The following is a 25591-nucleotide window of genomic DNA, read 5'->3' on the forward strand; positions in this document are numbered from 1 at the left end:
GCTATTTACTCCTGTGTGACAGATGAGAGAGGTCTGAGTCGTTTGCCACTGCCAATCAGCAAGCTGGCGGTGATGAGTAGCAGGGCACTGGCGATGAAGGTTGCCTCGACCGAGAGCAGATCCAGCAACAGACCGCCGAAAGCGGCACCCAGCATGATGGCCAGCTGAATGGCGGCCACCATCAAGCCTCCGCCACGCTCCGCTGCATCTTGAATACCCTCGGCGATCCAGGCCGACCAGCCGACCGGGATGGCGGCATTGATGGCACCCCACAGCGTCATCGCTACCATGATTGCCCACAACCAATGCGTGGACATCAACAGTGCAACGGTCACCAACGCCAGTGCCAGCGGCAACCAGCGGAGCAGCCGGTAGAGATGCTTGGCCAGGAGCGCGCTGGCACCGGACGTGCCGATAAATCCGGCCAGGCCCAGCGCCAGGAATAACGAAGAGAGTTGCGGCACGCTGACGTGGCTGCGCAGCTCCAACAAGGGCCGCAAGTAGGTAAAGGCGGTGAAGGCTCCGGCAAAGGTCAGCATGACGCCGAGCATGGCAAACCGCACATGACGGCGCTGGAGCAGACTCAGGAGCGAGCGGGCGGCTTGCTGGTTTTGTGCTGGCATGGATGGCAAGCTGCGCCATAGCCAGACGAGGTTTAGTAACACGGCTGGCGTCAGCAGCCAGAACACGCCGCGCCAGCCGATCATGCCACCCAGATAGCTGCCCAGGGGGGCGGCAAAGGCGGTGGCCATGGCATTGCCCAGATACATGATCCCCAGCGCCTTTGGTACCGACGCGCGCTCGACCAGCCGTATGATGGTGGCGGTAGCCAGCGCCCAGAATCCACCTATGACGATCCCTAGTATTGCCCGGGCAACCATCAACAGGCCAAAGTTGGGGCTGAGGGCGATCAGGCATAACGACAGCAACATCAGCAGCGTCAAGCCGATGAGCAGGTGGCGTCGATCCAGGCGAGCACTCAGCCGGGCGATCAGCAGACTGGCCAGCACGGCAAATAGCCCGGATATCGAGATCGCAAGCCCAGCCTGCCCCTCGGTGGCACCCAGATCATGAGCGATGGGGGGCAGCAGGCTCACCGGCATAAACTCAGCCGCGATCAGCATCGCAACACACATCGACAGGGCGCCAACGCCCCGCCAATGGGCGCCTGTTGACGCTAGCGTCGGGGATCCAGGGTCTGACATAGCGGGCGTCATGCTAGTTCTTTTCCTGTAAGTGGGGCTTTAACGCCGGCTCTGAAACGGCATCCGTGCCGGAGCCGGAAGGGCCCGTCAGCGGTGTGAGGGTCAGGGTTGTCGTCCGATCAATCCGCAGTGCACGGCTAATCGCCGCGGGTGCGCCCTCAATATGGCCCAGGCGGATCAGCCCCCGGGAGTAACTGAAATCGCGATGGAACAGCGCCAGATTGCCCCAGGGCGCGTAGTAGGTGATGTCACCAACCCGCGGCTCGACACCGGCCGGCGCCCCTTGGGTCGTCAACTTGCGTGGCAGATAACCGATGGTTTCGGTCGCTGCATATGCTTCGACGCTCAGGGTCAGGGGTAACAGGGCATAGAAATCGCGACCGCACGCGGTGTCGTCGAGCGTGGCCTGCAAGCGCTGGTCATTGATTGCAAGTTGAATATGCATGGTCTCCCCCCAGGTGTGATGAGCAACGAAGCTGCCTGGCAGTAGCAGCAAAAAAACTGTTGGCGAAGGCGCACAAACATGAGCGGTAATCCTCCCTAAACTGCGCGGCTAATCGTTCGTGGCGGAGCGACCAGCACGTGAGTGAAGCGGATGGTCTGAAAAAAAGCGCGGCTTAGGCGAGCCGCGCAAAGGACTTAGTGTCTTACCGACCAGAGCGTAACCAGCGACTCCGGGCACTTGAGGGTTATTGCAAGTTCGTTTGGAAAAACTGCGTGAATTTGTCAAACGGGATCTTGCCAGCATCGTTGTCATACAGGTCCACATGGTTGGCTCCGGGCACGATAACCAGCTCCTTGTGCTTGCTGCCCACGGCCTTGAAGGCATCCTCGGCGAAATAGCGGGAGTGGGCTTTCTCACCGGTCACGATCAGGGTCGGGATGTTGATCTCGCCGGCGTAGCTGAGCAGCGGCATATTCATAAACGAAAGCGGCATGGTCGTGGTCCAGGCGCTGGCTGAATTGACAGAGCGCGGATGGAAACCACGTGGCAGCCGGTAGTAGTCAAAAAACTCTTTCAACACCGGATGTGGATTCTCTGGCAATACTTCCGGCAAGGTACGCGCGGCAGCAGTAACCTGGCCGTTGCCATCGACATAAATATCGTGGTTGGAGTGGGCAATCGAGCCACTCTGAGCATCTTTCCAGCGCTGTTCGTTCAGGTATTTCAAAACGGCGCGGCGATCCGCTGTCGAGTAGCGATCTTTACCGGCGCCAACACCATGGCCCATGGCCCGACTCATGTCGTACATGACGCTGGTGGCCACCGCTGCCACCCGGGTATCCATGGCGGCGGCATTCAGCGCCATGCCACCCCAACCGCAGATGCCCAGTAATCCGATGCGATTGCGGTCGACTTCCGGTTGCAGGCCGAGAAAATCCACAGCAGCGCTGAAGTCTTCGGTATTGATGTCCGGGGAGGCCACATCTCGCGGTTGGCCGCCACTTTCGCCGGTATAGGAGGGGTCAAACGCCAGGGTGATAAACCCACGCTCCGCCAGGGTTTGCGCATAAAGACCGCTCGATTGTTCTTTCACCGCACCAAAGGGGCCGCTCACCGCGAGGGCCGCCAGCTTGCTGTTGCCCCGATGTTTCGGCAGATACAGGTCGGCCACCAGCGTGATGCCGTAACGGTTTTTAAAGCTGACCTTGCGATGCTCCACCTTGCTGCTTTGGGCAAAGGTCTTATCCCATTGCGTCACCATGGAGATGGGAGCGGTAGGATCGGCAGATTGGGCATGACTCATGGTGGAGACTCCGGTTAATGCTGCGCCCAACAACAGGGCGGAGGCGATAGCGCTCAGTTTTTTGGGTAGAACATTCATGGCAAGGCTCCTTGGCGGTGGACTCAGGGTGCTTAGTCTGGGGATGGGTGGTTTGGTCACCCATGCAGCGCATTCTAGTGACAATGATTAGTGATGATTAGTCGTGGTTTTTGCATAACATTAATGCTTATTTGTGATTAATATGGTGCGGTTCGTAGGCCGTGAATCTGCTATCCATGGTCGATGGGGCGATGGCGGGGAGAGACGCAAGATGAAGAGTCGCGAAAATTACAACGATCTCCATGTGTTTATGCTGGTGGCGCGCGAAGGCAGCTTTACCAGGGCGGCGGCCCGGCTGGGGCTGGTGCAGTCCGGGATCAGCCGTACCATCCGCGATCTCGAGGCTCGACTCGGGGTGCAGCTTCTGGTGCGCACCACGCGCCGCCTGTCCCTGACGCCAGCCGGCGAACAGCTATATCGCACGACACAGAGCAGTTTTCAGTCGCTGGATGCCGGACTGGCCACGCTTGCCCATTTTCGCGACACGCCATCCGGCACGGTGCGGATCAATGCCAGCCAATATGCGATTGACAAGATCTTGTTGCCCAAGCTGGCCTCGTTCCGGCAACGCTATCCGGATATTCGGCTGGAGCTCATCAGCGAGAGCCGCTTCGTCAACATCATCGACGAGCGCTATGACGCCGGTGTCCGGCCGGGCGACGAGGTTGACGAGGGGATGGTGGCGGTGCGGATTGCCCCGGATATGGCGATGGTGGTGGTGGCGACGCCAGAGCACTTACTGCAATACGGGTTTCCACAGACGCTGGCCGATCTGGCGCTACATCCCTGCATCGCCTACCAGTTTGCCGATGGCAGCCTGTATCAATGGGAATTGTGGGATGAAGGCAAGCTGGTCAAGCACAAACCACAGGGGCAGTGGGTCTTCTCGGACAGTTATATGGAGGCGGCGGCCGCCAGAGCTGGACTGGGGTTGGCCTATGTGCCCGAGGATCTGGTGGCGGAGGATCTCGGACGCGGAAACCTCATTCAGGTGCTGCAGAATTTCAGTCACAGCCTGGATGGCCAGCATCTCTATTATCCGCACCGCAACGTCTCACCCGCGCTGCGCATGGTGATCGAAACCCTCAGATGGCCCCCTGCGATGTGAACCCTCTCCGGGCAATGGCAATCGGCAGAGGCGCAAAAAAAACGCGGCCTGGGGCCGCGTAACGGACTGAATTGACCATCGGCTGATGGTCGGTCCACAGGGAAGCGTTATTGACTGGAACTGGGCCGGCGGCAGCCGACAAAGCGTGCGCACAGCTGTGCCAACCCTCGGGCTGGACCATCTGAGCGTGCTGCGGTTTCGGTAGCCGGGCGTACCGGTGCAGCCGGTATGGCATTGGCCATCTTGCCAGCAGCGGTGAGTTGTTCATCAGGGACGACACGCCACCAGGCACTCAGTTCAGACGGTGCCGTGATGTCCACCGGCTCACCAAAGCGCGGCGTACTGATGGCTACTTGCTGCGCCTCAGCCAGGCTGCTGATGCGCTCCAGCGGTTCACTCCATGCATGTAGCGCCAGATCGAAGGTGCCGTTGTGGATCGGGACTAGCCAGTTACCGCGTAGATCGCGGTGCGCCTGCAGACTCTCTTCCGGCTGCATATGCACACCGGCCCAGGCCTTGTCGTAGGCACCGTTCTCAATCAGCGTCACATCAAAGGGACCGAATCGCTCACCAATCGCCTTGAAACCGTCGAAATAGCCGCTATCTCCGCTAAAAAACAGTTTGGCTTGCGGGGCGGCGATGACCCACGACGCCCAGAGCGTGCGGTTGCGATCCGTCAGACTGCGGCCAGAGAAGTGCTGCGCCGGGGTGGCAGTCAACGTAAGTTCGTCGATTTGCGTGCTCTGCCACCAGTCGAGCTGGCGGATTTTAGCTGCGGGAATGCCCCACGCCTGCAGGCGATCCCCGACGCCCAGCGGGGTCAGGAACCACTGGGTGTGCTTCGCTAGCGTCAGCACCGTTGCTTTATCCAGATGGTCATAGTGATCATGCGAGAGGATCACCGCCTCCAGCGGTGGTAACTGGTTAAGGCTGATCGGCGTGGCGTGAAAGCGCTTGGGGCCGGCAAACGAGAACGGTGAGGCGCGCTCGGTGAACACCGGGTCCGTGATCCAGAATTTTCCTGCCAGTTTGATCAACACCGTCGAGTGACCCAGGCGCCACAGCGAGTTGTCAGCTGCGGTGAGGAGATCGTCACGCGTCAATGTCTGTAGTGGGATTGCCTGGTCAGGCACTGCCTCCGCGGACTTATCCAGCATGAAATGCCACATGCCTTTGAGGCCGTCGGCGAAACTCAAGCCATGCACCGGGGCCAGGTTCTGGAACTGGCCGTCTAGCTGACGGCTGGCCATGGCCGGGCGCTCAGCCACATTGGGATCGGTATCAAAGATCTGAAAATAGGTCATCACGGCGCTTCCTGTTAATAGCGTCAAGCCAAGCCAGCGGCGGTAGCGACGGCGCTGAGGGTTAAGATCTGGCATCGGGTTGTTCCTGCTGCTGGCGCGGCCGGTGGCGCTGCAATTCGGCTGAATTCAGGATGCGCACCCCCTGGCGTGCCGGCAGCAGATCGGTCAGGGCGCGGGCGACGGCTTCGGCGGCGATGGGACGCCAGCCGGCGGGCAACAGTGGGCCCATGATACCCAGCAGCCGTTGTGACCAGTGCTCCAGCGGTCGGTGTGGCTGACCGAGTGCGGCGCGATTACCCAGCAGCAGTGAGGGACGCGCAATCAATAGCCCGGCGGGGTTGAGTGTCCTCAGCGCCCGCTCCAGTTCACCCTTGGTACGGTTGTAGAAGAAACGTGAGTCGCTATCGGCACCGGCGGCACTGACCAGCGCGATGCGTTGTGCCCCGGCGGCCAGTGCAGCCTTGGCGACGGCCAGATTCGCGCCATAATCCACGGCGTGGAACGCCGCCTCGCTGCCGGCCTGTTTCAAGGTGGTGCCGAGGGCGAGATAGAGCTCGTCCACTGCCGGCAGTGGCGGGAGCTGGTTGAAATCGACAACCAGCTGCTGCAGTTTGGGGTGTTCCAGCGTCAACGGGCGACGACCCAGGGTATAGACCTGGCTGACATCTGCGGCGGCGAGCAACTGACGCAACAGCGGTTGACCAACCAGACCACTGGCGCCGGCAATGAGAACGCGGCGACCGGGATTATTGTTTTGAACATCTTTCATCAAGGGCTCCTGCGGGTAGGGTAGGCTTGGGCGTTTCATCAAGTTCTAGTGGCGCAGCGAATTGGAAAACAGGTTGAGAACCAGGACCCCGGTGGTGATCAGGCTGATGCCCAGCAGGGTGGGAAGATCAATGTTCTGCTGATAGAACAGCCAGCCAATCAGCGACACCAGCACAATCCCGGCCCCAGACCAGATGGCATAGACCACACCGACTGGCAGATCCTTGAGCACCAGTGACAGGCAGTAGAACGCCACGCTATAACCCAGCAACACGACAAGTGACGGTAGCGGGCGGGTAAAGCCGTGACTGGCGGGCAGTGCCGAGGTGGCCAGCACCTCGCTGCCGATGGCAATGCCGAGTAATAGCCAAGGGTGCATCATGGTCTCCTGTGCCACGCACTCATCATCCAGCGCGAGATAGTGCGCGGCGTGTCGGGGTTAAAGTATTGCCTGATTAATCACTCATTTATTGCTAAAGCAACGACTCATCAGGCGGGGTGTTGTCAGTTCAAGAGCGCAACAGCGGCCAGCTCAGCGCAAACGACGCCCGTTTGCAGGCCTCGGCATGTTCTGGATGTTGCAGTAGAAAGTTAATGGTGGCCTGGGCGATGCCGGTGGAGAGCGCATTGAAAAATGCCAGCGAGCTCGGCTTGTCCATGCCAGGAAATTGCATGCCGTGCAACGCTTGCTGGGCACACTCGCACAAGCCCCAGGCTTCGTCGCGGGCCGCGTCGGTCAACTTGTCGGAGACTTCCAGCTGGGCGATGGCACTGAAGGCGGCTGGATTGGCAACACCCCAGTCAATCCAGGCTTCCCACATGTGCAACATGCGAGTTTCCATGGGCAGTTGTTCATCCCAGGCGGTATTGGTGGCTTCACTGGCGCGACGGCTTTGATACAGATACAGGGCGTTGAGCAGTGCATCCTTGGTGGGGAAATACCGAAACAGCGTTCCCTCGGCGACGCCGGCGCGCTTGGCGATCTGTGAGGTTGGCGCGCCGAGCCCCTGGGCGGCGACGATGTCGGTCGCTGCCTGCAGCAGGGCGAGTTGCTTATCTTCACTACGAGGTCGGGCCATTTTCGTACTATATGAATAAGTGAGTGCGCGCTCATCTTAATCTCGGTGAGCGGTCCCTGGCAAGTGCGATGTGTGTACCTGACGCGATGCGAGCACTCGCCGCGTTCATTGCAGTTGCAGCCGTTGCAGCTGATGGTGCAGTCGCGCCCGGGAACGTGGCGCGTAGATCACCGGTAACCCCTGCGCACTGGCTTGCTGGCGGACCTTGCCGGCAAACGAATGACCGACCTGATCGATCAGCATGACAACCAGTTCGGTATCCTGCGGCATCGCCTGATGCTGTTCGCCGGACTTGCGACCACTCCAGTGGGCAAAATTGGCAAACCCGGCTTCGGCAAGCAGACGCACAGTGCTGCCAACCCTGTCCCCGCCAACAATGAGTACTGTCATGCCAGGCCTCCTGCCATCCATGCGACTGATCTCCAAGATACGTGGCAGGCGCGAAAGCAGAAGTGAGAAAAATCGCTATCGATATGCGAAATGAGCCATAGCGCGGCGGTATGACAGCCAGGTTGTGTTGACGCTGCGCAGGGGATGGGATGAACGTCTTTGCGCCTGCCTGTTGTTGGGGCGCAGAGTGACAAAGCGTAAACAGAGGTGGTGTCGAGGGGCCGATACCCGGGGGGGTATCGGCAAAACGGTGGCGTTATTTGACCCAGGGCGCCATTTTTTTCAGGGTGTCGTCTTTTTCCTTGAAGTGGTGCCACAGCGCCGCAGCGGCATGGATACCGGCCAGCCACAAGAAGGCGTTGCCAAGCAACGGGTGCAAATCACCCAGTGTGCTTAGGAGCGGGGGGACATCGCTTAACAAGGGGAGCGCTAACCCGAAAACGCTAAAATCGGCGGCACGTTCAGACAGCGCGCACCAGCCGGCCAGCGGCACTAGCAACATCAGCCCGTACAGTGCAACATGGGCGCCCTTGGCGGCGAGGGCCTGCCATTGCGGCATCGGTACCGCAGCCGGCGCGCCGAGGATCAAGCGCAGTGGCAGACGCAGCAACACCAGTACCACGACCAGATCCCCCGCAGCAACGTGGGTCTGACCGACAAGTTCTTCGAAGGCATTGCCCGCTTCTGTCGGATCGCCGCTGGTGATGTAGGCGACCAGCACGCCGAGCGCGACCAGCCAATGAATGCCGATAAGCAGAGGGTGGTATCTGACCATGGAAAACTCTCCGATGTCGTTGTTGTGTGTGGGCGAGACGAGCTCCCTCATTACGCCGCAAGCTGTTGTTTCAACACTAGCTTAATGCCCGAAGCTTAGCGAAACCTTAGCGCCTGGTCTGTGTTGCTGGCCTCACTAAGGCCTCCGCGAGCCAGGCGACCAGTCGCTGGTGCCGTGCCGGCAGCGGCCACTCCGAGCGATAAATAAGCCACAGGGTGTCGATGACCTCGGGCTGGCCGGTGAGCACCCGGATCGCCTCCTGCTGCGCATAGGCACTGACCGCAAAATGCGGCAGCACAGTGAAACCCAGACCAAGGGCCACCGGCTCCAGTATCAGACCGATCTGGTTGGTAAAACCGCGCAGCGGCAGATCGTCAACACGTTGACCCGGATAGAGACGTCCCAGCAATCGACGCGCCATGCTGCGGCCATCCGGGTGATCGATAAACCCCAGCGCCTGTAACTGTGACCAGCTGGCCGAGGTGATCTCGTGGGGCACCACCAGACAGAGTGCTTCACGCATAAACGGCTCGGCATGCAGACTGGGATGCTCCGGCGGGTAATCGACCAGGCCGACGTCACTGCGCCCGTCCAGCACGGACTGCACTATCTCCTGACTGGGGGCAAAGCGGTGCTGAATCGTCAATTGCCGATGGAGGCGTTGCTGTTCCAGCAGCAGTGGGTAGAGCCGCAGCCCGATGCTGCCAGGAGTGGCCATGCGGATAGCGCCGCAGTAGGGGTCGTCCTCGGTCAGCTGGGCGCGGAGTCGTTCGCTGGCCTCATCTTGCTGGCGGGCGAACTCCAGTACCAGCTGGCCGCGCGGTGTGAGTTCCAGCTGGCGCGGTTTGCGCAATAGCAGGGGACCGCACTGTGCTTCCAGGCGCTGAATATGTTGACTGACTGCCGCCTGGGTCAGGTCGAGTTGTTCGGCGGCGCGGGTAAAGCTGCCCGTTTCATGTACGCAACGCAATGTGCGCAGCCACAGCGGATTTATCATAAATATATTTTATTGCTTCAAATAGTTTGTCGTTATTTTTCATTATGCACCTGATGCCTATCATGGCGGCAGTTTTTAACACAGACCGCAGGTGCGCTATGACATATCCACGTAATTTTTCCCACATCGGCATTACCGTGACCGATCTGGAGCAGGCCGTTGCATTTTATACCCAGGTCATGGGCTGGTATCTGATCATGCCGCCGACCACCATTACCGAAGATGACTCGGCGATAGGCATCATGTGTAACGATGTCTTTGGGCCGGGTTGGGGCTCTTTTCGCATTGCGCACCTCGCGACCGGTGACAAGATCGGCATCGAATTGTTTGAGTTTCCCAACAGCGAGCGCCGCGAACAAAATTTTGAATTCTGGAAGACCGGGGTGTTCCACTTCAGTGTCCAGGATCCGGATGTGGAAGGCCTGGCCGCGCGCATTGTGGCGGCCGGAGGCAAGCAACGGATGCCGATCCGTGAATATTTCCCGGGCGAGAAGCCGTATCGGATGGTGTACATGGAAGATCCATTCGGCAATATTTTGGAAATTTACAGCCATAGCTATGAACTGACCTATTCTGCTGGGGCTTATCAAGGCCAGTAAACGCCAGGTCGCGAGGGCGGGCGGACTGCGTTCACCCGCTCGGTCTGCAACCTTGTTCTCGTTTTAACAAAGAGGATCTTTGCCATGACATGGTCGACGACTCAAGCCTGGTGCTGGTCAGGCCCGGGCGGCACCGAGACTTTGACACTGCAGCCCTATCGCCTGCCGCCACTGGGGGCACGGGATGTGGTGGTGGCCAATCGGGTCATAGCGCTGAATCCCGTGGATTGGAAATTGATGGCTCATGGCCATAGCGCCTGGCAGCCAGGTCATGTGCCGGGTGTGGATGGTATGGGGCTGGTCGTGGCGGTAGGTCGCGACGTTCATCACCTGGCTGTCGGCACGCGCGTGGCCTATCACACCGATCTGCGGCGGGCCGGCAGCTTTGCCCGTCATACCCAGGTGCCGGCGCGGGCGTTGCTCAGCGTACCAGAGGGGTTGAGTGATGAGGCGGCGGCCGCTATGCCCTGTCCGGCACTCACCGCCTGGCAAGCGCTGGCGAAATTACCGGAGTCAGCAGGCCAGGCCTTGCTGATCACCGGCGCTGGCAGCAATGTTGGCCACTGGATTGTGCAATTGGCGCGCACCCGGGGCTGGCGGCTGTTTGCCAGCGCCGGGGCCCGGCACCATGACTGGCTGACCCGTCACGGCGTACAGGCGGTTGCAGATTATGCCGATACGGCATGGTTGGCACGGCTGCTCGCGGCGAATGGTGGTCAACCCTTCGATGCGATTATCGATCTGGTGTCGAGTTCGCAGGCACAACAACTCCTGCCAGCGTTGGGTTATTACGGCCACCTGGTGGCGGTATTGGGCCGGGTAGAGCACAACCCGCTACCGGCGTTTAATCACTGCCACTCGTTGCATGAGATCGCACTCGGGGCCGCCCATGTCCATGCCTCCGACCGACAATGGTCACAGCTGGTGGCGGCGGGCAACCGCATGCTGCAGCAGCTGGTCAGTGGCGAGCTGGCGGTGCCGGCGCTGCGGAAGAGCCCGTTTGCCGCGCTGCCTGACGCGGTGCGGCAACTGCAGCAAGCCAGTCACGGCGAGAAATTCCTGATCCACATCGATTAACGGGGCCGGACTCCGCCTCGGCTGCACCGCAGCGTGAGCCTACAGCAGGCCAATGCCGATGTGGCTTGGCCTGCGTTCTGATCTCTCCATTACATTCTCTTTTGCATCCTCCTGCGCGGTTGCCTTCGCACCCGGCCCGACTCACCCCGTACAGACCGCATCGCCCGGATGACACTGCGCCGTTGGCCGGTCTGCGCCGCAAATTCAGATCGGCATCGTCTGGCTCTGTTTGTGTTGTCATTTCATGAAATCGATGCCTTGAGTTATCAGCATCCATGAAGCAAGGCTTTCTTGAATTTAAGCAAGAAATATAAATCCATATATATCAATGACATAAATTCTATTTGTGATTTTTATTGGTCGAAATGGTAGTGATCTAAATCACAGATAAACAAAAACAATATGAAATCGATTTCCTATGGGGTGGCTGCGGATCTATATTGCAGCAAGATTTCTATACGGAGGGAAACCCATGAAAAAGATCATGTTGTGCTGTTCAGCGGGGATGTCGACCAGTCTGCTGGTCAAGAAGATGCTGGCCGAGGCAAGCAAGCGCGGACTGGAAGCGGATATCAAGGCCTTCGGTGCGGCTGAATTTGATGATCAGATGCCGAACTATCAGGTCGTTCTGCTGGGCCCGCAAATCAAGTACATGCAGCAGGAACTGGCGGCCAAGGCCGCGCCGCATGGCATCAAGGTGCAACCAATTGACATGATGGATTACGGCATGCAACGCGGTGACAAGGTGCTGGATTTTGCACTGGATTTGATTGGCTGATTGCTCAGGAAGGATGAAAGCAAATGAGCTCACTGTATAACGCGCTCGTCAAAGTGATCGAGCAACGGCTGGCCCCGATGGCCGGCGTCATCGCCCAGCAGCGTTATGTGCTGGCGATCCGTGATGGTTTTATTGCTGCTCTGCCGTTCATGATTGTCGGCAGTTTCATGCTGGTGTTTATTTTCCCGCCGATCTCTGCCGAAACCACCTGGGGTTTTGCGCGTGCCTGGCTGGATTTCTCCAGCCAATATCGTGAACAGCTGATGTTGCCATTTAATATGAGTATGGGGCTGATGACCATATTTATTGCGATGGGCGTCGGTGCCAGTTTGGGCAAACACTACGGCCTTGATTCGATTACCACGGGCCTCTTGTCCTTAATGTCATTCATGCTGGTGGCAGGTGATTTAAAAAATGGCGCCATCTCGATGCAATATTTTTCGGGACAGGGCATTTTTACCGCTTTGCTGTGTTCTATTTATGCCACCGAAGTCTACCGCTGGCTGAAAAAGAATAACGTCACCATTAAATTACCGGAACAGGTACCCAGTGGCGTGGCCCGCTCGTTTGAGGTGCTGATCCCGGTCATTGCGATCATGGCGACCCTGCACCCGCTGAACCTGCTGATCCAGCACACCACCGGCATGATCATGCCCGAGGCGATCATGGCGATGCTCAAACCACTGGTCGCGGCGTCTGATAGCCTGGCGGCGGTGATCCTGGCGGTGTTGCTGTGCCAAATCCTGTGGTTTGCCGGTATCCATGGCACCATGATTGTCACCGGTATCATGAACCCGTTCTGGATGGCGAATCTGGCAGCCAACCAGGCGGCGCTGGCGGCTGGACAGGCGATCCCGCACACCTTTGTGCAAGGTTTCTGGGATCACTTCCTGTTTATCGGTGGCGTCGGCTCGACCCTGCCGCTGGCCATGCTGCTGATCCGCAGCAAGGCGGCGCACCTGCGCACCATCGGCCGGATGGGCATAGTGCCTGGCTTCTTCAACATCAATGAGCCCATCCTGTTCGGTGCGCCGATCATCATGAACCCGATTTTTTTCCTGCCATTCATCTTTATTCCAGTGATCAACGCCATTCTGGCCTGGTTTGCCGTCGACCTGGGACTGGTCGAGAAGGTGGTGATGCTGACGGCCTGGACCACGCCGGCACCGATTGGCGCCTCCTGGGCCACCAACTGGGCAATTGCCCCCGTGATCATGTGTTTTGTCTGCATGGCCGTGGCGGCGCTGATGTATTACCCGTTTGTCAAAGCCTATGAGCGCACCTTGTTGCAACAGGATGCGGCTGAGGCAGAAAGCGCTACTGACAACGCGGATCTGAAGCCGGCAACCAGTCAGGTTTGATTGAATTAAATAGCTGTCCTGTGTTTCTCACAGTGGGGATTTAAATAATGAAATATCGTTTTCCAGAAGGTTTCTGGTGGGGCAGTGCTTCGTCTGCTGCCCAGTCAGAAGGTGCGGCGCAACAAGGTGGTAAAGCCAAAACCATTTGGGATCACTGGTTTGAAATAGAACCCAACCGCTTCCATAACCAAATTGGTCCAGCGCAGACATCGACCTTTTATGAGAACTATCGCCAAGATATTCAGCTGATGAAGAATATTGGTCACAACAGTTTTCGGACCTCTATTTCATGGGCTCGGTTGATGCCGGATGGTATTAATGTGAATCAGGAAGCGGTGACATTTTATAATAATGTCATTGATGCCCTGATTGAAAATGGTATTACGCCATTCATCGGGCTGTTCCATTTTGATATGCCGCTGTACTGGCAGCAAAAAGGCGGCTGGGAGAGCCGTGAAACAGTCGAGGCCTATGCCAAATATGCCGAGATCTGTTTTAACCTGTTCGGCGATCGCGTGGCCTGCTGGATGACCTTCAACGAGCCGGTGGTCGTGGTGGAAGGGGGATACCTGTACGACTTCCACTATCCGAACAAGTTTGGTTTCCGCATGGCGGCGCAAGTGGCGTTCCACATGATGCTGGCTCATAGCCTGGCGGTGCGTTGCTATCGCAGTCTGAAGCTGCCGGGGCGCATCGGTATCGTGCTGAACCTGACACCGTCGTACCCGCGGTCACAACATCCGGCAGATCTCAAGGCGTCGTTCATTGCCGACCTGTTCTTCAACCGCGCGTTTCTCGATCCGGCCGTCAAGGGCGCTTACCCCGCCGAGCTGGTCAGCCTGCTGAAAGAACATGATCAGCTACCGGTCTATCAGGCCGAGGATCTGGCGCTGATTGCAGATGGCAAGGTCGATCTGCTGGGCATCAACTATTACCAGCCACGTCGCGTCAAGGCACGAATGACCGCCATCAGCCCGGATGCGCCTTTTATGCCGGACTGGTTCTTTGAGAACTATGAAATGCCGGGTCGTAAAATGAATCCTTATCGTGGTTGGGAAATTTACGAAAAGGGTATTTACGATATTCTGATTAATCTGCGGGATCATTACGGCAATATTGATTGCTATATCTCCGAGAACGGCATGGGCGTGGAAAATGAAGAACGCTTTATTGCCGACGATGGTCAGGTAAAGGATGACTATCGCATCGACTTTATTCGTGAGCACCTTAAATGGATGCATAAAGCTATTCAGGAAGGCGCCCACTGCCGCGGCTATCACCTGTGGACCTTTATTGATAATTGGTCATGGATGAATGCCTACAATAATCGCTATGGCTTTATCAGTCTGGATTTGGAAACCCAAGTTCGCACCGTTAAAAAGAGTGGCGAATGGTTTGCCGAAGTTTCCCGTAATAATGGTTTTTAAGAGGTCAATATGTTGGATTTAGAAGAAGCCGTGATGGGCATTATCGTCAATGCCGGTCAGTCCCGCAGCCTGTGTTTTGAAGCCCTGCGCCAGGCGCGTGAAGGCCAGTTCGCTCAAGCCACCGCCCTGCTGGCCGAAGCCACCGAGGCCGGGAAAGCCGCCCACGCCGTGCAGACCAAGCTGATCGAGGCGGATGAAGGCGAGGGCAAAACCAAAATGACGCTGGTGATGGTGCATGCCCAGGATCACCTAATGACCTCGATTCTGTGCCGTGAATTAGCCAGCGAACTGGTTGAGGTCTATCGCCGTCAGGCACGGTAATACTGCTATCGCTCGTGTATTGGAAGTTTTCCACCATCACACTCCCCTCGTGATGGTGGTTTTTTATTTATAGGGGTTGGGAACATTTAATGGCATTAAATGGGTTTGGTAGGGGCTTTATTTGTTGGTGATGTGTTTGCGTGATTGAAATAACCCTTCCGGGACTGAAATGATATTGAAATAGTTTCATTTTCTCGGCTGTTTTTTTGAAATCCGATGATGTGATTTCTTCAGCGGATTAACGTGCTGTCTATATATATTCTGCACTCGGATTGTGCCCTGATAATATATAAGGAGAGACGTGTGGAAATGAAATACCTGTTCGCTGGATGCGTGCTGGCATCCGTGTTGTCATCCCCGGCCTCAGCATTGAGCTGGAATAATATCAACTGGCAAGTGTCGGATGGCTGGCGCAATGGTGGTGCCGAATTTGACTGCACCTGGCGTGCGGCTAACGCCTGGCAGGAAGGCAGCACGCTGGTGTTGCATGCCAAAGTGGAGAACGGTGCCAAGAGTTGTGCCGAAGTGCGCTCGCCGAGCTACATGCGCCGCGGTCGTTACGAGGTGACGATGCAGGCTGGCGCCGTGCCCGGCACCATCAGTTCGTTCTTTACCTACGCCGGTCAGGCGGGGACCAGCTCGCATTACGAGGTGGACATCGAACTGATGGGCGGCACCAACCTGCTGCATACCAATGTCTGGATCGCCGGCCAGCAGTCACCCCAGGACATCCAGCTGGCCAATTACGGCATGGCGTTGTGGAATCTGGAGCGTTATGCGTTCGAGATTGATGCCACCGGCGTGACCTGGCAGGTGTTTAGTCGTACCGCCAACAAGTGGGTCACGGTGCGGCGCGCCAACAAGCCTGTTACCGGCTATATGCAGTTGTTCATGAATAACTGGATCAGTGCCAACCCGCAATTCCCGCCCTCGATCTATTCCGGCAAGCCGGCCTACGCCAAATACACAGCGCTGGTGCTGCGCCCGACTGAATAAGGTCGTTACCTACGCCTGAGCAGCCAGAGCGCGGTCTGTTGCCGGGGGCAGCGGCCGCGCTTTGTCATCGGTCGCCATGGTGATGGCATCACACTTCGGCGTTCTGGTAGGTGACGCGCAAAATCCAGCGCGCAGTCAGTGCCAGCAGCAGGATAAACGGCAGCGTGGTCAGACTGGCGCCCAGGCAGATGGCGCCCCAGGGAATGGTACCCACGCCCTGCAACGAACGCAGTGCCAGCGGGGCGGTAAACAGGCTGGCATCCTGGAGCACGATCAGCGGGGCGATCAGGTTATTCCAGGCGCCGATGAAGGTAATGAGCCCCACGGTTGCCAGCGCCGGCGTGATGGCCGGCAGTACGACGTGGATGAACAGCTGTAGCTCATTGCAGCCGTTGACCCGTGCGGCATCCACCATGTCCTGGCTGATGGCCTGCTCGATATATTGTTTGATAAACAAGATGCCAAACGACCCACAGGCCGCCGGCAGGATCAGCGCTCTGGGTTGATTGAACCACTGCAGAAACGACACCATGATGGCGGTGGGCATCATGTTCAGGACGGCGGGAAACAGCAGCGCCAGGATCACCGCCTTGAGCAGCAGCCGCTTGCCGGCGAAGTCATACAGCGCGAACGCACAGCCGGAGAGGGCACACAGCAGCATGTTCGCCAATGCTGTGGCCGAGCTGATATAGAGGCTGGTTTTGACATTCAGCCAGAACGCCGGCAACGCCGCGAGCAGCGCCTGGTAATTGGCCTGCAGCTGGTTGCCAAACCACAGCGGTGCCGGAATGGCAAAGATGGCGCTTTCGTCGTGGGTGGCAAACACCAGCATGAACCAGAACGGCAACGCAAAAAACAGCGTCAACAAGAGAATCACCAGCAGCATGATCTCGGTGCCCAGGCGCTGGCGGTCAAGTCGTTTCATCGCGGGTCCCCTTTTTGAGCAGCGGCAGGAGGATCAGCAACAGCAGCGTCAGCAACCAGGCGGCCGCCGACGCCAGGGAGTAATCGCCGTCAATGAAGGCCAGATTGAAGATATACATCATGACAGTCAGGCCGGACTGGCCACTGCCACCGGTGCCTGAGGTCAGCAGGTAGGCTTCATCGAACAGCTGCAGGTTGCCGATCAGCGTCAGACCCAGCGCCAGCAGCATCACCGGCTTGATATTCGGCAGCACCACGATGCGCAGCTGTTTCCAGAAGCCGGCACCTTCCAGGCTCGCCGCTTCGAACAGATCCTTGTTCACGGTGCGCATCGCGGCGAGGTAGATCAGCGTATTCCAGCCGGTGTTTTTCCAGCACACCACCAGGGCGATCAGCCAGCGGATATGCTCGGCATCATACCAGTCAATCGCTGGCGGAGGTGCTGTGCCGGCGGGGGACACCAGGCCCCACAGCGCGGCGAGCCACTGATTGATCAAGCCGTAATCGCGGGAGAACAACGCATTGAACACCAGGGCGATGGCCACCGACGAGGTGAGGTAGGGCAGAAAAAACAGAAACAGTGACAGCAGGTTGCGTCGCCGGCTGTGCCGGTACAGATAGGTTGCCAGCGGGATGGCGATCAGGTGTTGCGGCAGGCCGGAAACCAGCGCGATCCACAGGGTGTTATACACAGCGACGTGAAACCAGTCGTCCTCGAGCACATAGCGGAAATTCTCGAGCCCGCTGAAGCTCATCTGCAAAAAACTGCCCGCGTCGGTTGCACTGTGCAGCGCCATCCACAGCGAAAACAGCAACGGGAACAGCGTAAAGCCGAGGAACAGCAGCATAAACGGCAGCAGATAGAGATAGGGGATCAGCCGCTTGTCATTCAAAAACCGGTAGCGCATGCATCAAAACTCACGGCCGTTGGACTTTACGCTGGATCTGGCGTTCGGCATCGGCCAGCGCCTGCTGGATATCCTTGTCATTATCCAGCACCAGGTCCAGCTGCTTGCGCACGATATCCGCGGCGTAGGCATCGTGCTTGTTGGCGACAATCGCCGGCATGGTCTGTGCGGCCGTTTGCCACAGCAGTCGTGCCGGCTGATTGCCCAGATAGGACACCGGCTGTGACATGAGCTCATCCGCTTGCGCCTGCTGCAGTGCCGGAAAGGTATCCAGCTTGGTGAACAGATGGCGTTGTACTTGCGGTGCCAGCGTCATGTAACGGATGAAATCCCAGGCCTCGGCCTTGTGTGCCGCGTTCTGCGGGATGGCATAATAGGAGCCCCCCCAGTTGGCATAGACTCCGCCCGGCAACTGGTGTACCCGCCAGCGGCCGGCATCCTGCGGGGCAATCCATGACGCCAGATGGTCGGTAAACCAGGCCCCCATCATCAAGGTGGCGACATGGCCGCGGCGAATGCTCTCGGCCCAGTCATTGCTCCAGATCTGCAGCCGGGCATCAAGTCCGGCCGAGCGGATCTGTTTGGCCAAAGTGAACGCGGTAACAAAGCGCGGGCTGTTGACCAGCACCCGGCCGGCGGCATCAAAATAGATCCCTTCACCGGATTTTATGCCGGTGCGGATATAGACATCTTTTATTTCTTCGGCATTGGCCAGCAGTAAAATACCTTGGGCTTTTAATTTCAGCCCGGCTTGAATAAATCCTTCCCACGACCGGGTCAGGTCATCAATGCTGACACCGGCCTGTTGCAACTTGTCCGGCCGATAAAACAGGGTGCCGGGTCCAATATCCGCCGGCAGCGCATATAACTGGCCGTCGTTGCCGCGGCCATTGACCACCATAAATGGTGTCAGGCGATCACTGTATTTCTCGGCATCAAACGGGGCATGGGAGAGGGCGGTTAATTTTCCGGAATAAACGAATTTTGAAATAAACCCCTGCTCAATACCGACAACATCGGCAATCGGCGTATTGGTTTTTAATGCGGTATACAGTGAATTGTGATGGTCGTAATAGGAGAGGCTGACCAGCCGGATCTTTATTTCCGGGTTGAGCTTTTCATATTCACTGATCATTTCGCGCACCGAGGCATCGAAATTAGGATAGGAGGCGATCGTCAAGGTGGTTGCAATAGAATCCGTGGCTAACAATCCGAGCCAAATGGCCACCATCCCTCGGCAGATCATATTTCCCATCGTCACCATCCGTCCATTTGAAAGCGATTTCATTTTATTATAACCCAGACGATAACCAGCTCTTAACGTTTATTTCGTTCTGCGTGATTTCGCAGTCCCAATCGCGCGTTATATCACAGCTTTTGCAGTTGCGTCGTAGCGTCAACCTGGGTGTGCCAGCTTGATGGTGCCGGCCGAGGCGTCATTGCGCGAAGCCTCTTGAGGCATGTGATCACAGGGCCTCGGCCTTCGAAGTGTTAATCTGAAATCGATGTCCTGCGTGTCGCTACTGTCGAGCAGAGCCCGCTGCAGGTGCCAAAAGCGCGATAAGCAGCCGGCTGGAAGCCTTACTCTCGTGTCAGTCAAAATACTCATTAATATACAATAGGATAGGCTGTTATTTGTGATAAGTTGTCAAATGTAACCTGCTGTCATCTGTGATTGGTCGCACGAAATCAAACGACAAACTGCGATTCTTATTGCATTGGAAATCGATTTCATAAGAATTGGCCTCACGTCATCGCGGCATGATATCGATTGCAAGCTGCGGACGGTACATTCCCGGACTGTTTTATGGCTTGGATGGAGGGCCACCATGATCACTGTAAAAAAAGGAATTCACCTGTCGTTGATAGCCGCTTCGCTGCTGGCAGGGTGCGGCGGTGCTGAGAACATTGGCAGCAATCCCGGCGGTGGCACCATACCACCGGTAGACAATGACTCCTCCAGCCTGTTCTTTGGCAAGGGCGCCGCCAGTAGCGCCGTCCCCATGGTGCAGTCGGAGAAGGATGCCTGGGCGGTCAAGGCGGTGACCGCGACACCGGTGGCGATGCAGAGCATTAGTGCCGTACTGATCAACAACGCCGGCGAGAACGACACCGCCGATGTACAAGTCAGCGGCGACGGTGACGGCACCTTTATGCTCAAGAGCGACGCGGCGATCAATCTGAGCAAATATGCCGCTGGCTTTATCGACTTCGAGATCCGCGCCAAGAGTCCGGCACCGCAGAGCATGTCGGTGTCCATTGACAACGAATACCCGAACCGTAGCAGCCTGCCGATTGCCAAATACCTCAAGAGCGATGGCAACTGGCAAAAGCTGGTGGTGCCGGTCAATTGCATGAAGCCTTTCCCGGGCGCCACCGCGATTAATCTGGCGGCGGTACACACCCCATTCCATTTGGGCACCACCGAGCAATTTGCTTACGAGATCACCAACGTCCGCTACGTGCTGACGACCACCGACACCCCAGTGGTTGACCCTGTCACCTGCAAGGATGGCAGCGAGACCACTCCTGATACTGGTTCTGGCGTAAATTCCGCTCCGGCGCTGACCAGTGCCGATGCTGCACTCTACTACTCCGGCGATGTCAGCCAAGCGACCTCACTGACGGCCGACTACCCGTTGAACAGCTTCGGTGTGGAGCAGGCAGACGAGAACAGCGTGCTGAGTGTTAATTATCCTGGCAATGGTGGTTTGTTCTTTGGTGCTGACAACTCGGCCAAGGATCTGAGCACCTATCAGGACGGTAGCCTGGTGTTTGATATCAAGGTTAACAGCTATGGCGCTTCGCCGGAGCTGCAGATCCGCGCCGATGGCACGGCCGGCCCGGATTACGGCACCTTTGTTGCCCTGAATGCGGACAAGGTGCCTGCCGATGGCACCTGGTATCGCTGCCATTTCCCGTACAACGCCCTGATCCCGGCCAGCAACATGAGTTCAGTCCAGAAGGCCCTGTACATCTCCGGCGCCTGGGACTCGATGAGCGGCATGAATTTCGACCTGACCAATGTGGCCTTGATGGCGGCATCCACGGACGCGGCCGATACCGGCTGCAAAAAGATCTGATCCGACAACCAGTATTGAATTAAGGGATGAATATGAAAGTAACCTATCTGGCGCTGTCCATAGCGCTGGCAGGCGGAGCCTTGCTCTCACCTGCGGTGTTAGCTACTGAAACCATCGGTTTCCACGGGTATATTCGAGCCGGGTCGCTGTTTGATGCCAAAGACAATTTTAGCAAGGCCGGTTATGCCGATGAAATCGACAAGAATATGGGCCGCCTGGGGGCTGAAGTTGATAACAGCTGGGAAGGGCGCCTCAACAAGTTGTGGGATCTGGGTAGTAACAAGACGGTCGATATTCATCTGAATATCGAATCTAAAGACGATGGACTGCAAACCCGTACCGCGCCGCGCGAGACTGGCATTTCCGAAACCTATGTCGAGCTCGGTGGCATTACCCCGACCGGCAAGATGTGGGGTGGAATGCGTTATTACGGCCGTGAAAACTACATCTACACTACAGACTTCTTTTATACCGACTATTCCGGTACCGGTGCCGGGGTGAAGGATCTGGAGCTGGGTGGCGGCAAGTGGAATTTTGCTTACATCAACAGCAACGATACCGATCACACGGAACGCCCGGACGGCTCATCCGCGATCATGCATGCTCTGCATACCAGTGCCCGTTACGGCGCCTGGGACATTGAAGTGGCCGCCAAGCAGATGCCGGACAACAGCTTCAATGGCGACAATAACCAGTACGCCACCAAGGGGATCGAAGGCACGGCAATCTACTCGCGGGATGATTTTTTCACCCTGCCGGGTGGTTTCTCCAAGTTCATCGCCCAAGCGGGGCGGGGTCTGGGCTCAGGCGATCTGCTGGGGGCCACGCTGACCAACACGGCCATGTACCGCAAGGGCTCCCTGTACCAGAAGACGGTGCAGGACAAGAATGATGGCTACAAGCCGTATCAGACCAAGGTGCGTGAGGGCGACCAATCCTATCGCATGTTTGTCTGGGGGGGCTGGTATGGCGCCAAGGTGCAATTCCTGCCGACACTCTCCTATCAGTACAACGATTACGAACTTGGCGGACATGACTCCTGGTATGCCGCATCACTGCGCCCGGTATTCCCGGTGAACGAGTTTTTCTCGGTACAGACGGAATTGGGTTATGTGAAAAATAATCTGATTGTCGATAACGTCGATCAGGGCAGCCACTCCAGCAAGGTGAGTATTGTGCCAACCTTCACGGTCAATACCGGTATGGGGCCGTCACCGGAAATTCGTCTGCTGGCGACCTATGTGGATCGCAACTACAAGGCCAGCTGGCTGGATAGCCGTGAGGACGTTCTGGTCGGTATTCAGGCCGATATGTGGTGGTAATTCTCCAAGCGGGCCGCAAGGCCCGCTTTGCCAATCGGCGGCGGGCGCAAGGCTTGCAACGACGAAATAAAAACAATAGTGCATCACGGATTTAGAAATAATGTGGCCAGCCACATTCGCAATGAAATAAGAGGGGAGATGAACATGCATAAATTTACCAACAGTGCCTTCTGGATGCTCACTCTTTTGACATTGGGGTGCACTGCTCATCTGGATGGTAATATAGATAAATCATCCTCGGCCGGTGTGCGTTCATTCCAGCAGCAAGTGCTGGATGAACGCCAGGAACTGCAGGATAAAAGCCCCGTTACTCAATTTAGTCAGTTACATTATCAACCGATAGATCACGCCAAAACCTGGTTGCAAATTGGCGTCGATAATCAGGTTTTTGCATTTGATTCCGGTAAAAGTTATATCGGTGCATATTTGATCAATCCGCAACGACTTGGTCATTCAGTCTCCGTGCTCTCACCACTGGATTTTACGGTTTTAATTCCTTCGGTCATGATTCTGGATGAAGAATTCCGCGTGGTGAAGGTCATCGACAGTTCGCAGTTTACCTATGATGGTGGCCAGTCATCCGGTCAGAATTACCGTGGCAGCTTCACGTTGCCAGATGGCTACAACAGCTTGTATATGCTAGTGTTTTCCAAGCAGAAAGATTATGTCGGCAACACGCGTATCGATGAAGAGCTATTGCTGAACAGCATGCGTTACGATCGGGTTTCCGAGGTGGGCAAGTTCTCGCGTTCGATTATTCCCCATTCACCAGTCGGGCGTTTGCAATTTAACTTTGATGCGGATGAAAACGGGGCGTCAGCAGTAAATTCTCCGGCCGGCAAACCACAGTTTTGTGAAAAAAACCGCACGCCTTCGATAATGAGCGAGCAAGAATATTATCAACACATCCGCCAGGCTGTTGCTGCGAAAAAATATGAAGAAGCGATTTTATTCATACGCACTTCAGAATGTGCCGGATATAAAAAAGGACGAGATGTTTTCTTTGCGGAAATAGAAGTGAGCAATGTTCCAGAATGACTGGGCCCGGCTTGTGTTAGTTATAGCCCTGTAGTATTGTCTGCGGCTGGTTTTGATGACTCCTTTGCCGTCATCCGATAAACATGAGGAGGGGCGAGCAGCCAGCCCAGATGAAAAAAGCCACTGTCTACGATATTGCTCGTGTCGCCGGAGTTTCGGCCAGTACTGTCTCCCGTATATTAACCGGATCGGCAAAAGTTGCTGAAGAGAAGCGTATTGCCGTCGAGAATGCCGTCAAGGAGCTCGATTATCGGCCGAACCTGATGGCGCAGTCGCTGAAAACCGGTCAGTCCATGACGCTGGGGGTGTTGACCCAGTATCTGGACAGTCCCTTCTCCAATGAAATGCTGCGCGGGGTAGAAAAAGCCCTCGAAGGCACCGGCTATGTGCCGATCGTGGTCAGCGGGCACTGGAACCCGCAACAGGAGCTGGATCGTCTGCGCCTGCTGATTGCCCGGCGCGTCGATGGCATCCTGATCCTCACCGGCCATGTCAGCCAGCAGAATCTGATTGAGCTCTCGCAGCAGGTACCAATCGTTGCCGCTGGCCACAATATCAATACCGAGCGCGTGCGCTCGTACAACGTCAACAGCCGCCTGGGTGGCTATATGGCGACCCGTTATCTGCTCGATCTTGGACATACACAGATCGCACACATCGTGGGTCTGGCCGATCAGAAAGATGCCATCGAGCGTCTGCATGGCTACCGCCAGGCGCTGACCAGTGCGGGGATCGCGTTTGATCCCGCCCTGGTGGTGCAGGGGGACTTTTGTGAAGTCGGTGGCCGCGACGCCATCAAGCAACTGGTCGCCAGTGGCCGTCCATTCTCGGCCGTGTTCTGTGCCAACGATCAGACCGGTTATGGCGCCCTGTTGGGGCTGCGGGAAAACGGCCTGAGCGTGCCGGAAGATGTCTCGTTGATCGGCTTTGATGATCTGCCGTTCTCTACCTTCTCCAACCCGCCACTGACCACCGTCAAGCAGCCTATTTACGAAACCGGGGTGAAATTGGCCAAGACACTGCTGGGGCTGATCGAAGGCAGTGAGGAGTCCGATAGCATTGAGTTGCAAGATGAGTTGCCAGAATTAACCATAGTGGCGCGGCAATCGACGCGGCCCTTCGTCGAATAATCAGTTATCTTGGCATCGACAGCTCAAAGCCGGATTGGGATCCGGCTTTGATATCATCACCTAGGCTCAGGCGTTGCGACTTTCAGGCCGCGCCCTTATTGCGCGCGCAGCGCCTCATAGACCCCATGCCACGCCGCCTTGCGTTGCAAGTGGTCGTCAAATAGCAATGGCCAGTCGGCGTGCTGGTAATAGGCAGGGACCCAGCTGTATTTATCGCTTACCCCCCAGAAACTGATGCCGCCGCGATATTCTGCCGGCACCGTCTGCAGATAGGTGGTGATGATGTCGTGATAGCGTTGTTGCTGTATGGCCGCCAGCTGCGCGCTCAGCTGGGCCTCATCGCCATTGACGTTCATGCGGATATCCAGCTCGGAGATCCGAACTTTGAGTCCGGCGGCGACGGTTTTTTCAAACGCCGTGCGGATACTCTCCAGGCTTGGCCAGTAGCGATCGATGTGCATCTGGAAGCCGATACCGGTCATGCCGATCTGGCGCTGGCGTAATCCATTGGCCATCGCCAGCACCGCATCGAGTTTCTTCGGCATGCCCTCGAGGTTGTAATCGTTGTAATACCATTCACCATCCGGATCACTCTGGTTGGCATAGTAAAATGCCTTGGCGATGTAGTCGGGAACATGCTGCTGCCAGACGCTGTCGCGCGGGGTCCCATCGTCAAGGAACGCCTCATTGACCACGTCCCAGCTGGCAATATCGGCGCTGTAGCGACTGACCACAGTGCTGATGTGTTCCTTGAGCATCCCATCCCAGTTACCGCTGTAGTGTTGCATCCACGCCGGCAACGCCTGATGCCACACCAGGGTATGACCATGAATCGCCATGCCGTGCCGTTTGGCAAAACTGACCAGGTAATCAGCGTCCTCCCAGAAGTAGCGGTTTTCCTCCGGGTGCAGGTATTGCGGTTTCATGACGTTTTCCGCGACGAGCAGATTGAATTCGCGGGCTACCGTCTGTTGCAGGGCCGTGGCTTGCGGGCTGTAGCGCAGGCTCGACTGTGATTCGAATTGGCCGACACCGACGGCCACGCCGATGGGAACCGGGCTTATCGTGGCGAGCCCGTCGCCGCTGTTGGGGGGGGCGCTCTCGGGGGGGGACTTTTCTGGTTACATCCGGCCGCGGCGATACACCACAGCGCGAGGCCGAACAAGGTCTGTTTG

The 25591-nt window shown here is 57.1% G+C and carries 26 protein-coding genes; 12 read left to right on the top strand and 14 right to left on the bottom strand.

Annotated features, from left to right (window positions below; genetic code table 11):
• Window positions 1–5: 5 nt before the first annotated feature.
• The 3 genes from ACFOSS_RS10555 to ACFOSS_RS10565 all read right to left on the bottom strand — a co-directional run bounded on the left by ACFOSS_RS10555 (window position 6) and on the right by ACFOSS_RS10565 (window position 3031).
• Entirely contained in the window at window positions 6–1217 is a 1212-nt protein-coding gene (locus tag ACFOSS_RS10555) for an MFS transporter (protein WP_377152315.1), read from the bottom strand.
• A 1-nt stretch (window position 1218) separates the two neighbouring features.
• Entirely contained in the window at window positions 1219–1650 is a 432-nt protein-coding gene (locus tag ACFOSS_RS10560) for a cyclophilin-like fold protein (RefSeq protein ID WP_377152316.1), read from the bottom strand.
• A gap of 244 nt (window positions 1651–1894) precedes the next feature.
• Window positions 1895–3031: an alpha/beta hydrolase gene (locus ACFOSS_RS10565; RefSeq protein WP_377152317.1), complete on the bottom strand. Its 1137-nt coding sequence runs from the start codon at window positions 3029–3031 to the stop codon at window positions 1895–1897.
• 211 nt (window positions 3032–3242) lie between these two features.
• On the opposite strand from ACFOSS_RS10565, the gene ACFOSS_RS10570 reads away from it, so the two are divergent.
• The gene (locus tag ACFOSS_RS10570) at window positions 3243–4139 is read left to right on the top strand and encodes a LysR family transcriptional regulator (RefSeq protein WP_377152318.1); all 897 of its coding nucleotides are present in this window, start codon (window positions 3243–3245) and stop codon (window positions 4137–4139) included.
• A gap of 107 nt (window positions 4140–4246) precedes the next feature.
• On the opposite strand, the gene ACFOSS_RS10575 is transcribed toward ACFOSS_RS10570, so the two are convergent.
• The 7 genes from ACFOSS_RS10575 to ACFOSS_RS10605 all read right to left on the bottom strand — a co-directional run bounded on the left by ACFOSS_RS10575 (window position 4247) and on the right by ACFOSS_RS10605 (window position 9452).
• The gene (locus tag ACFOSS_RS10575; RefSeq protein WP_377152319.1) at window positions 4247–5518 is read right to left on the bottom strand and encodes an MBL fold metallo-hydrolase; all 1272 of its coding nucleotides are present in this window, start codon (window positions 5516–5518) and stop codon (window positions 4247–4249) included.
• A complete protein-coding gene (locus ACFOSS_RS10580; RefSeq protein ID WP_377152320.1) occupies window positions 5505–6212 on the bottom strand; it encodes an oxidoreductase in 708 nt (235 codons plus the stop codon). The genes ACFOSS_RS10575 and ACFOSS_RS10580 overlap by 14 nt, the downstream gene beginning before the upstream one ends.
• A 45-nt stretch (window positions 6213–6257) precedes the next feature.
• Window positions 6258–6590 carry a DMT family transporter gene (locus ACFOSS_RS10585; RefSeq protein WP_377152321.1) on the bottom strand — a complete coding sequence of 111 codons (333 nt, stop codon included), beginning with the start codon at window positions 6588–6590 and terminating at the stop codon, window positions 6258–6260.
• 130 nt (window positions 6591–6720) lie between these two features.
• On the bottom strand, window positions 6721–7290 hold the full coding sequence (locus ACFOSS_RS10590) for a TetR/AcrR family transcriptional regulator (RefSeq protein ID WP_377152322.1): 570 nt from the start codon (window positions 7288–7290) through the stop codon (window positions 6721–6723).
• A 105-nt stretch (window positions 7291–7395) separates the two neighbouring features.
• Window positions 7396–7680 carry a DUF2325 domain-containing protein gene (locus tag ACFOSS_RS10595; protein ID WP_377152323.1) on the bottom strand — a complete coding sequence of 95 codons (285 nt, stop codon included), beginning with the start codon at window positions 7678–7680 and terminating at the stop codon, window positions 7396–7398.
• 256 nt (window positions 7681–7936) lie between these two features.
• Window positions 7937–8455 carry a cytochrome b gene (locus tag ACFOSS_RS10600; protein WP_377152324.1) on the bottom strand — a complete coding sequence of 173 codons (519 nt, stop codon included), beginning with the start codon at window positions 8453–8455 and terminating at the stop codon, window positions 7937–7939.
• 106 nt (window positions 8456–8561) lie between these two features.
• Complete coding sequence (locus ACFOSS_RS10605) at window positions 8562–9452, bottom strand: LysR family transcriptional regulator (protein ID WP_377152325.1); 891 nt, start codon at window positions 9450–9452, stop codon at window positions 8562–8564.
• A gap of 98 nt (window positions 9453–9550) precedes the next feature.
• Here ACFOSS_RS10605 and ACFOSS_RS10610 point away from each other — a divergent pair, with 98 nt between their 5' ends.
• The 7 genes from ACFOSS_RS10610 (at window position 9551) to ACFOSS_RS10640 (ending at window position 16011) form a co-directional block, all read left to right on the top strand.
• Window positions 9551–10051, top strand: coding sequence for a lactoylglutathione lyase family protein (locus ACFOSS_RS10610; RefSeq protein WP_377152326.1), 501 nt, complete (start codon window positions 9551–9553; stop codon window positions 10049–10051).
• A gap of 84 nt (window positions 10052–10135) precedes the next feature.
• Window positions 10136–11128, top strand: coding sequence for a zinc-binding dehydrogenase (locus tag ACFOSS_RS10615; protein WP_377152327.1), 993 nt, complete (start codon window positions 10136–10138; stop codon window positions 11126–11128).
• 472 nt (window positions 11129–11600) lie between these two features.
• Window positions 11601–11906 (top strand): PTS sugar transporter subunit IIB, encoded by a 306-nt coding sequence (locus ACFOSS_RS10620; RefSeq protein ID WP_377152328.1) that lies wholly within the window; start codon window positions 11601–11603, stop codon window positions 11904–11906.
• Window positions 11907–11929: 23 nt separating this feature from the next.
• On the top strand, window positions 11930–13267 hold the full coding sequence (locus tag ACFOSS_RS10625) for a PTS sugar transporter subunit IIC (protein ID WP_377152329.1): 1338 nt from the start codon (window positions 11930–11932) through the stop codon (window positions 13265–13267).
• Window positions 13268–13314: 47 nt separating this feature from the next.
• The gene (locus tag ACFOSS_RS10630; RefSeq protein ID WP_377152330.1) at window positions 13315–14694 is read left to right on the top strand and encodes a glycoside hydrolase family 1 protein; all 1380 of its coding nucleotides are present in this window, start codon (window positions 13315–13317) and stop codon (window positions 14692–14694) included.
• A gap of 9 nt (window positions 14695–14703) precedes the next feature.
• Window positions 14704–15015 carry a PTS lactose/cellobiose transporter subunit IIA gene (locus ACFOSS_RS10635; protein WP_377152331.1) on the top strand — a complete coding sequence of 104 codons (312 nt, stop codon included), beginning with the start codon at window positions 14704–14706 and terminating at the stop codon, window positions 15013–15015.
• A 309-nt stretch (window positions 15016–15324) separates the two neighbouring features.
• On the top strand, window positions 15325–16011 hold the full coding sequence (locus ACFOSS_RS10640) for a family 16 glycosylhydrolase (protein ID WP_377153900.1): 687 nt from the start codon (window positions 15325–15327) through the stop codon (window positions 16009–16011).
• Between the two features lie 88 nt (window positions 16012–16099).
• Here the strand turns inward: ACFOSS_RS10640 and ACFOSS_RS10645 are convergent, their stop codons facing one another.
• Genes ACFOSS_RS10645 through ACFOSS_RS10655 form a run of 3 tightly spaced genes read right to left on the bottom strand, consistent with a single transcriptional unit; the run spans window position 16100 to window position 19098 of the window.
• Window positions 16100–16936, bottom strand: a complete 837-nt coding sequence (locus tag ACFOSS_RS10645; RefSeq protein ID WP_377152332.1) for a carbohydrate ABC transporter permease — start codon at window positions 16934–16936, stop codon at window positions 16100–16102.
• Window positions 16923–17843, bottom strand: coding sequence for a carbohydrate ABC transporter permease (locus ACFOSS_RS10650; protein ID WP_377152333.1), 921 nt, complete (start codon window positions 17841–17843; stop codon window positions 16923–16925). Before ACFOSS_RS10650 ends, ACFOSS_RS10645 begins: the two co-directional genes overlap by 14 nt.
• Window positions 17844–17853: 10 nt before the next feature.
• Window positions 17854–19098, bottom strand: coding sequence for an ABC transporter substrate-binding protein (locus tag ACFOSS_RS10655; RefSeq protein WP_377152334.1), 1245 nt, complete (start codon window positions 19096–19098; stop codon window positions 17854–17856).
• A gap of 574 nt (window positions 19099–19672) precedes the next feature.
• Here ACFOSS_RS10655 and ACFOSS_RS10660 point away from each other — a divergent pair.
• The 4 genes from ACFOSS_RS10660 to ACFOSS_RS10675 all read left to right on the top strand — a co-directional run bounded on the left by ACFOSS_RS10660 (window position 19673) and on the right by ACFOSS_RS10675 (window position 24416).
• Window positions 19673–20926 carry a putative glycoside hydrolase gene (locus ACFOSS_RS10660; RefSeq protein WP_377152335.1) on the top strand — a complete coding sequence of 418 codons (1254 nt, stop codon included), beginning with the start codon at window positions 19673–19675 and terminating at the stop codon, window positions 20924–20926.
• A 26-nt stretch (window positions 20927–20952) separates the two neighbouring features.
• Complete coding sequence (locus ACFOSS_RS10665; RefSeq protein ID WP_377152336.1) at window positions 20953–22248, top strand: carbohydrate porin; 1296 nt, start codon at window positions 20953–20955, stop codon at window positions 22246–22248.
• Window positions 22249–22392: 144 nt separating this feature from the next.
• Window positions 22393–23286 carry a MalM family protein gene (locus ACFOSS_RS10670; RefSeq protein ID WP_377152337.1) on the top strand — a complete coding sequence of 298 codons (894 nt, stop codon included), beginning with the start codon at window positions 22393–22395 and terminating at the stop codon, window positions 23284–23286.
• A gap of 110 nt (window positions 23287–23396) precedes the next feature.
• Entirely contained in the window at window positions 23397–24416 is a 1020-nt protein-coding gene (locus ACFOSS_RS10675; RefSeq protein WP_377152338.1) for a LacI family DNA-binding transcriptional regulator, read from the top strand.
• 95 nt (window positions 24417–24511) lie between these two features.
• On the opposite strand, the gene ACFOSS_RS10680 is transcribed toward ACFOSS_RS10675, so the two are convergent.
• Window positions 24512–25459 carry an endo-1,4-beta-xylanase gene (locus ACFOSS_RS10680; RefSeq protein ID WP_377152339.1) on the bottom strand — a complete coding sequence of 316 codons (948 nt, stop codon included), beginning with the start codon at window positions 25457–25459 and terminating at the stop codon, window positions 24512–24514.
• Window positions 25460–25591: the final 132 nt, after the last annotated feature.

It is taken from the genome of Pseudaeromonas sharmana (assembly GCF_042649925.1).
GTDB lineage: Bacteria > Pseudomonadota > Gammaproteobacteria > Enterobacterales > Aeromonadaceae > Pseudaeromonas > Pseudaeromonas sharmana.

Bases quoted from the DNA above. Each gene is read 5' to 3' on its own strand.
- ACFOSS_RS10555 (WP_377152315.1), bottom strand. From the start codon at position 1,217: ATGACGCCCGCTATGTCAGACCCTGGATCCCCGACGCTAGCGTCAACA.
- ACFOSS_RS10560 (WP_377152316.1), bottom strand. From the start codon at position 1,650: ATGCATATTCAACTTGCAATCAATGACCAGCGCTTGCAGGCCACGCTC.
- ACFOSS_RS10565 (WP_377152317.1), bottom strand. From the start codon at position 3,031: ATGAATGTTCTACCCAAAAAACTGAGCGCTATCGCCTCCGCCCTGTTG.
- ACFOSS_RS10570 (WP_377152318.1), top strand. From the start codon at position 3,243: ATGAAGAGTCGCGAAAATTACAACGATCTCCATGTGTTTATGCTGGTG.
- ACFOSS_RS10575 (WP_377152319.1), bottom strand. From the start codon at position 5,518: ATGCCAGATCTTAACCCTCAGCGCCGTCGCTACCGCCGCTGGCTTGGC.
- ACFOSS_RS10580 (WP_377152320.1), bottom strand. From the start codon at position 6,212: ATGAAAGATGTTCAAAACAATAATCCCGGTCGCCGCGTTCTCATTGCC.
- ACFOSS_RS10585 (WP_377152321.1), bottom strand. From the start codon at position 6,590: ATGCACCCTTGGCTATTACTCGGCATTGCCATCGGCAGCGAGGTGCTG.
- ACFOSS_RS10590 (WP_377152322.1), bottom strand. From the start codon at position 7,290: ATGGCCCGACCTCGTAGTGAAGATAAGCAACTCGCCCTGCTGCAGGCA.
- ACFOSS_RS10595 (WP_377152323.1), bottom strand. From the start codon at position 7,680: ATGACAGTACTCATTGTTGGCGGGGACAGGGTTGGCAGCACTGTGCGT.
- ACFOSS_RS10600 (WP_377152324.1), bottom strand. From the start codon at position 8,455: ATGGTCAGATACCACCCTCTGCTTATCGGCATTCATTGGCTGGTCGCG.
- ACFOSS_RS10605 (WP_377152325.1), bottom strand. From the start codon at position 9,452: ATGATAAATCCGCTGTGGCTGCGCACATTGCGTTGCGTACATGAAACG.
- ACFOSS_RS10610 (WP_377152326.1), top strand. From the start codon at position 9,551: ATGACATATCCACGTAATTTTTCCCACATCGGCATTACCGTGACCGAT.
- ACFOSS_RS10615 (WP_377152327.1), top strand. From the start codon at position 10,136: ATGACATGGTCGACGACTCAAGCCTGGTGCTGGTCAGGCCCGGGCGGC.
- ACFOSS_RS10620 (WP_377152328.1), top strand. From the start codon at position 11,601: ATGAAAAAGATCATGTTGTGCTGTTCAGCGGGGATGTCGACCAGTCTG.
- ACFOSS_RS10625 (WP_377152329.1), top strand. From the start codon at position 11,930: ATGAGCTCACTGTATAACGCGCTCGTCAAAGTGATCGAGCAACGGCTG.
- ACFOSS_RS10630 (WP_377152330.1), top strand. From the start codon at position 13,315: ATGAAATATCGTTTTCCAGAAGGTTTCTGGTGGGGCAGTGCTTCGTCT.
- ACFOSS_RS10635 (WP_377152331.1), top strand. From the start codon at position 14,704: ATGTTGGATTTAGAAGAAGCCGTGATGGGCATTATCGTCAATGCCGGT.
- ACFOSS_RS10640 (WP_377153900.1), top strand. From the start codon at position 15,325: ATGAAATACCTGTTCGCTGGATGCGTGCTGGCATCCGTGTTGTCATCC.
- ACFOSS_RS10645 (WP_377152332.1), bottom strand. From the start codon at position 16,936: ATGAAACGACTTGACCGCCAGCGCCTGGGCACCGAGATCATGCTGCTG.
- ACFOSS_RS10650 (WP_377152333.1), bottom strand. From the start codon at position 17,843: ATGCGCTACCGGTTTTTGAATGACAAGCGGCTGATCCCCTATCTCTAT.
- ACFOSS_RS10655 (WP_377152334.1), bottom strand. From the start codon at position 19,098: ATGGGAAATATGATCTGCCGAGGGATGGTGGCCATTTGGCTCGGATTG.
- ACFOSS_RS10660 (WP_377152335.1), top strand. From the start codon at position 19,673: ATGATCACTGTAAAAAAAGGAATTCACCTGTCGTTGATAGCCGCTTCG.
- ACFOSS_RS10665 (WP_377152336.1), top strand. From the start codon at position 20,953: ATGAATATGAAAGTAACCTATCTGGCGCTGTCCATAGCGCTGGCAGGC.
- ACFOSS_RS10670 (WP_377152337.1), top strand. From the start codon at position 22,393: ATGCATAAATTTACCAACAGTGCCTTCTGGATGCTCACTCTTTTGACA.
- ACFOSS_RS10675 (WP_377152338.1), top strand. From the start codon at position 23,397: ATGAAAAAAGCCACTGTCTACGATATTGCTCGTGTCGCCGGAGTTTCG.